1 protein-coding gene and 2 pseudogenes are annotated in these 5,802 nt (G+C 74.3%); all 3 read right to left on the bottom strand.

All coding sequences use genetic code 11. The features are described from left to right. Positions 1-2,126: pseudogene (locus ACFV0Q_RS37395) on the bottom strand (hypothetical protein); the annotation flags it as partial. After that, entirely contained in the window at positions 2,119-5,364 is a 3,246-nt protein-coding gene (locus ACFV0Q_RS37390; protein ID WP_385011922.1) for a hypothetical protein, read from the bottom strand. The pseudogene ACFV0Q_RS37395 and the gene ACFV0Q_RS37390, both read right to left, overlap by 8 nt. Then, positions 5,361-5,802: pseudogene (locus tag ACFV0Q_RS37385) on the bottom strand (hypothetical protein); the annotation flags it as partial. The pseudogene ACFV0Q_RS37385 and the gene ACFV0Q_RS37390, both read right to left, overlap by 4 nt.

The raw sequence follows: 5,802 nt of genomic DNA, 5'->3' as shown, positions 1-5,802 counted from the left end.
CCGCTCTCGCTGGGCAGCTGTAGCTGCGGGTGCGCCGGGTCGTCGGCGAGGGGCACGACCGGCGGGTCCGCGGGCGCGGCGGCCGGCAGTGCCCGGTCGAGGGCGAGGCGGCGGCCGGTCTCCACCCAGGCCAGCAGGACGGCGTGGCGCAGCACGAGGTAGAACAGGGCCGCGGGGCGGGCGTCGTCGGCGAAGCCCGTCTCCTGCCGGACGGCCTCCAGGTCGCTGCCCGCGTGTTCGGCGAGCCACTGGAGGTAGTTGCGCGCGGGGGCGGTGGTGTACGGCCGGACCGGGCTGGTCTCGGAGAGCGGCCGGTCGTCGACCAGCGGGCCGAGCAGCGGGTGCTGGCCGTCCACGAAGAGGCGGCCGAGCAGGTCGGGGTCGGTGCGGGTGGCTCCGAGCCGGGTGAGGAGCGCCTTGACCGGCTCGGCCATCCGCAGCTGTTCGAGGGCGGAGACGACGAGGTGGCCCCGGTCGTCGAGGTTCTCCCGGTTGAACAGGTCGTCCACGCTCTGCGCGTACCGGTGGTGGAACTCGGCCGAGCTGGGGTGGAGCGCGAGGATGTCGAGCAGTTGCCGGTGCACGTCGCGGTCGGTGGTGCCGAGCCGGGCGACCTTCGCGGTGGCCTTCTCCCAGTCCACGGCGGCTTCGGTGAGCAGGTGCCGCAGTCCGGGCCGGTGGGTTTCGGCGGCGGGCCACGTCAGCTGCCCGAAGGCGGTGGTGACGAGGATGCCGTACGGCTGCCGGCCGATCTTCACCACCGGCAGCGGACCCCGGCCGGAGACGTACCGGAGGAAGAAGGCGCGGGTCTGCGCGACCGTGTCCTCGGTCAGCATGGGGTGGAGGGTGGTGCGCAGGTGGTTTCCCCAGGTGGCGGGCCACAGGGCGGTGTTGGCCGCACGGGCGTCGCGCAGGTCGGTGCGGTCGGCGTTCGGTACGGCGGTCAGGGTCCCGGGGTCGATGCCGAGGAGTTCGGCGAACCACTGGCCGTCGGTCTTCGCGGTCCAGTCTCCGGGCGCCGCGTCGGCCGTGAATCCGTACGCCACCCGGCGCATGGCCTCCGCCTGCCGGCGGGGGTCCTGTCCGGCGGGGGCCTGTTCGGTGTTGTTGGTGGGGGTGCCCTGGGGCAGCAGGGCGAACCCGGCGGGGCTGCGGACCTGGTGGGTGATCAGCCGGGCGAGGTCCTCCGCGTTGCGGTCGGGCGCGGCTCCTTCGCGCAGGCCGAGTACGACGAGGCGGTGCAGTCCCGTGCGGATGGTGTCGTCGAGGGGGATCCGTACGCCCATACCGGCGGCGACCGCGGCGTCGAAGTCGGTCAGCCACCGCAGGGCGGGGGGCACGCGCAGGGCGCCGGTCCCTTCGTCCACCCGCAACTGCTCGTCGGAGTCGGTGCCCGGGTCCGGGCTCACCGCGAGAGGGGTCGTGACGGGAGCTCCGGTGGCCCGGCAGACGAGCCGCCCGTCGCGGTAGCCGAAGACCTGGAACCGGTCGGGCAGCAGGACGGCCTCGGCGGCCCGGGTCCAGGACTGCGGGGCGGTTTCCGCGTCGGACGGCGGCGGCAGGACGAGGAAGGCGACCGCCACCGCGTCCGTGGGAGTGAGCGGGGCGGCTTCCAGGCCCGCGGGCCGTCGGGCGCGGACGGGGGCCGCGCGGCGGGGGCCGACGGCGGCGAGCAGCGCGGTGTCGGCGGCCCGGAGCCGGATGCGGTCGCCGTGCGCCTGCCGGACGGCGGTCCAGTACGCCACGGTGGGCGCGCGGTCCTCGGCGGGCAGGGTCTGCGGGCTGGTGATGACGAGGACGGTCGTGCCGGCCGGGAGTCCGGACGGTTTGTCGGACGGGTTCGCGGGCACCCGGGTGCGCAGCAGGTGGGCGGCGCGGCCTTGTGCCACCCGGCGGGTCAGCTCCTGCCAGGCGGCCTGATCGCCGGCGGGGTCGCCGGCCGACCGCCAGACGGCGGTCCAGTAGGCGTCCACGGCACTGAACTCGGCGCGGGTCGAAAGGGGCTGGAGGCTGTCCACCGACCACTCGTCGGGGTAGATCCGCACCAGCAGTTCGGTCGCGGTGAACCGGGTCTCCAGCCGGACGGGTCCGAGCAGGACCGGGTGGGTGCGGGCGAGGTCAGCCACGGGGCAGCATCTCCTGTGCGTGCACGGCCATCAGGACCGGGGCCTGGAACAGCATGTACGCGACCTCGGCGGAGTCGAGCCGGCCGTTCCACGAGCGCAGGGCGGTGTCCTCACCGTGCTGGTCCACCTTCTCGGCGTCCTCCACCCTGTCGGAGAGTTCCTTCAGGTCGACGGTGGCGGTGGTGGTGTCGAGGCCGATGTATCCGTGCCAGCCGCCGGGGTCCAGATCGCCCCAGGACAGGTCGTTCCACACCTCGACGGGGACGGGGGTTCCGTCGTCGGCGCCGAAGCGGGGGTCGCCGGGGCGTTCCTGGAGGACGAAGAACCAGCCGGGGTCCTTGGCGTCACCCTTGGCCTCCGGTGCCGTCAGGTCGAAGCCGAGCAGGGTGATGTCGGGTTGGACCCTGGCTTCGTAGCGGGGCAGCAGGATCTCGTCGGGGCCCGGCCGGTCCGGGTCGCGCAGTTCCACGGGTTGCCGCTCCTGGGTGGGATCGGGGTGCTCGTTGCTCGGGTTCCAGCGGGCGCGGTGGGCGTAGACGGCGGTGTTCGGGTACTTCTTGAGGAGTTCGCCGCGGATCACGAGGACGAGTTCGTCCCGCTTCTCCGCCGGGTCCGGCTGCCGGTGGTCGTGCGCGCCGAGTTCGCTCTCCGGTGCCCACCGGTGGAGCGGCGGGATGTCGTACAGCCGTTCGCGCCGGTCGGTGTCGGGCTCGTGCTCCGTGGTGGCGGCGGTGCGCGGATCCCAGAACTGCCGGAAGGGGGTGCCCAGCTGGTCGGTCGGGTACTCGCGCCACAGCAGTTCCCGGGCCAGTTCGTGGTTGAGGCCCACCATGAACGCCTCGATGAACTCCTGGTCGGTGTCGAGGAGGGTGACCGTGTTCGGGGGGATCCTGCCGAGGTTGGGCACGAAGGTGTCGACGGACAGGCCGAGCAGTGCCTCGTACATCGGCAGGTCGATCACCGGGTACGCCATCACCTCCAGGAACCGCTCGGCGAACGGGGCCAGTTCACCCGCGCCGAGCCGTACCGAGCCGAGCAGGGCGCGGGGCACGGTCTGGGCGGGGTCGAGGCGGTCCAGCACCCGTTCGGTGGTACCCGCCACGTCGAGGGGGTCGGGCCCCTTGGTGCGGGCGGAGGCGGCGGCCGTGCCCCAGCCCTCGTAGAGGTCGGTCAGGCCCAGCTTGAACCGGCGCGCCTGCTCGCTGTCGACGGGGTCGGCGGTCCCGCCGGCGGCGGGGCCCGGGGCGGGCACGGTGCCGTCCGGCCGCCGCAGCACGAAACCGGGGCTGACGGGGAGGGAGGCGACCGGATCGGGCAGGGGTGTCGGGCGGATGATCCGGTCGACCTGGACCGGGGTGACCACGGCGGCCGGGACGGTCTTGGCGGGAGCCGCGGTGACCAGCCGCGGTTCGGTGTCCATGCGGGGCAGCAGGGTCTCGGGCGGGTGCTGCTCTGGGAACTCCAGGGTCCGCATCAGCCGGGCACCGGGCCGGGTGATCCGGCGCATCGCGGCCGATACGGGCGCGGCGGCGATGGTGCTCGTGGCCACCCTGAACCCGGCCGTGACCTGCTCGGCGGGGCCCGCCGGGTCCGCGAGGGCGGAGGGCCGGGCCACGGGCACCGTGACGCGGGCGTGGGCGGGAGCGGTCAGGGCGAGCGAGCGGCCCACCGGGCGGTGCGCGGCCTGCCGCACCCCCCGCGCCCTGATCCCGCCCGCGGGGGCCGGGGGCGGCCCCAGGTGCTTGTCCTGGAGGCGGAGGCCCACCTCGCAGGCCAGTTGGGCGGCGCGGATCCGGTTGTTGACCGCCACGAGGTCGCCGACCTGCGCCCAGGCGGCGGCCATGAACTCCTCCTGCCGGGCCTGCACGATCTGGGTGCCGAAGTTCGCGGCGATCCTGAAGCGCGGGTCGAGGTTGAGGCGGTGCACCCAGTTCCGATCGTGCGGCAAGGGGGTGGTGCCGTCCCGCGCCACCAGCAGCCGTGAGGTGTGCGCGGGCCAGCGCCCGTACAGCGGCGGGGTGATCACCGGGTCCACCCCGTCGGCCAGTACGGCGGCGGCCGGGCCGACGGAACCGACCAGATCGGCGTGCGCCGCGGCGGGCGTGCGCAGCGTGTAGTCGTCGGCGAGGTTGACCAGCGCGGCCAGCGCCTTCTGGAAGCGGTGCGGATAGGTTCCGGTCGGCGGGCGGTGTCCGTCGGCCTCGGTGAAGCGGCTGTCCCAGTTGTCCCAGTCGTCGTTGGGGCGTACGGCCTTGAGGGCGCCGCCAAGCTTGAGCACCCCGCCGATGGACGGGGGCGTGTCGATGCCGGGCAGGGCCGGGCCGGGCTTGTTGTGGACGTCGACGTCACGGCGGCCGACCTCCGGGCCGGGTTCGGCCGGTTCCAGCAGCCGCACCAGGTACTCGAAGTCCCCCGCGGTCCCGGTGTGGAAAGACCAGCGGTGGTAGTAGGGCATCCGGGTGTCCTGCCGTCCGGGCTCCCAGCTCGGGTCGCTCGCTCGGACCCCGTCCTGGTCGAGGCCGAGTCCGGCGCGCCGTCCCGCTTCGAAGGCCGGGACCAGGAAGGCGTGGTATCCGGTCTGCGGCTTCAGCCTGCGCGGGCAGATCAGCCGGGAGCAGGCGTCGTCGGGGCTGGTCCGCAGGAGGTTCCCGAACGTCTCCAGAGGTGCGTCCATGACCTCGGTGAGCACGCTCCCGCTCCCCGCGAGGTCACCGTTGACGTGGACGTGCGCCCAGGCGCCGAGTTGCTCGGCCGGCGGCAGCCGCCGTACGTCGTCGATGACGATGTACGGCAGCGGACCCGCGGGAGCCTCGCCCTCGCGGAACTCTCCGCCGGTCGTGCTCTGAGGGTCCGGGGCGCCGGCGAGGACGATCAGGGCGAGCCAGGGCCGCAGCCGGTTGGCGTCGTCCGGGACGGCCGGGCTGTACCGCCAGAGGAACTCCTCCTCGTAGAACTCGATGTGGGCCAGGTAGTTCGGCTCCGCGTCGGTGACGGCGGGCTGCGGCTCGGTGCGGGAGATGGCTCGCGGGTCCACACCGACCACGTCCCCGGCACCGTAGAGCTGCACCGACTGGGTCACGGTCCGCTCCGGCGCCGTGTGGTCCGGGCCCTCCCCCGCCAGCCGCAGCGTCACGGGGATCCGCGGGCGCGCACCGGACTCCCGCGCGGTGCGGTCCGTGATCTTCGTGGTCAGCCCGGTGCGCAGCCAGGGCAGGAAGGAGTACGCGTTGGCCGTCACAGGGTGTCCCCGGTCCGGAACAGCTCGGTGGAACGGGTGAGGTCGTCGGCCTGCGGGTCGGCGGCGGCCAGTCCCGACCGTACGGTGCCGCCGGCCACCAGTACCTCGGTGTCGGACAGTGCGGCCGCGGCGAAGGCCCAGCGGCCGGCGGCCAGCCCGGCGGCGGGCGTCCACGCGTCGTGGGCGACGTCGTAGACGAGCGCGCTCTGGTAGCCCGCCGCGTCCGCCGCCGCGCCGGTCCCGCCGATCACCAGCACCTTCCCCGGGCCCAGGGGTACGGCCCGGTGGTGGCCCCGGCCTCCCGGCACGGTCTTCGCCGCCGACCACTTCTGGGTGCCGAGGTCGTACAGCTCGACGCCGAGGGTGGCGTACGGGTCGTAGGTGCCGTCGCCCGGCACGCCGGGGGTGCTGCCCCCGACCACGAGGGCCGTGGTGTCG

This window comes from Streptomyces sp. NPDC059564, from assembly GCF_042735575.1.
Taxonomy (GTDB): Bacteria; Actinomycetota; Actinomycetes; order Streptomycetales; family Streptomycetaceae; genus Streptomyces.
The sequence above is the reverse complement of the archived record's forward strand: the minus strand, read 5'-3'. Positions and strand labels throughout refer to the sequence as shown.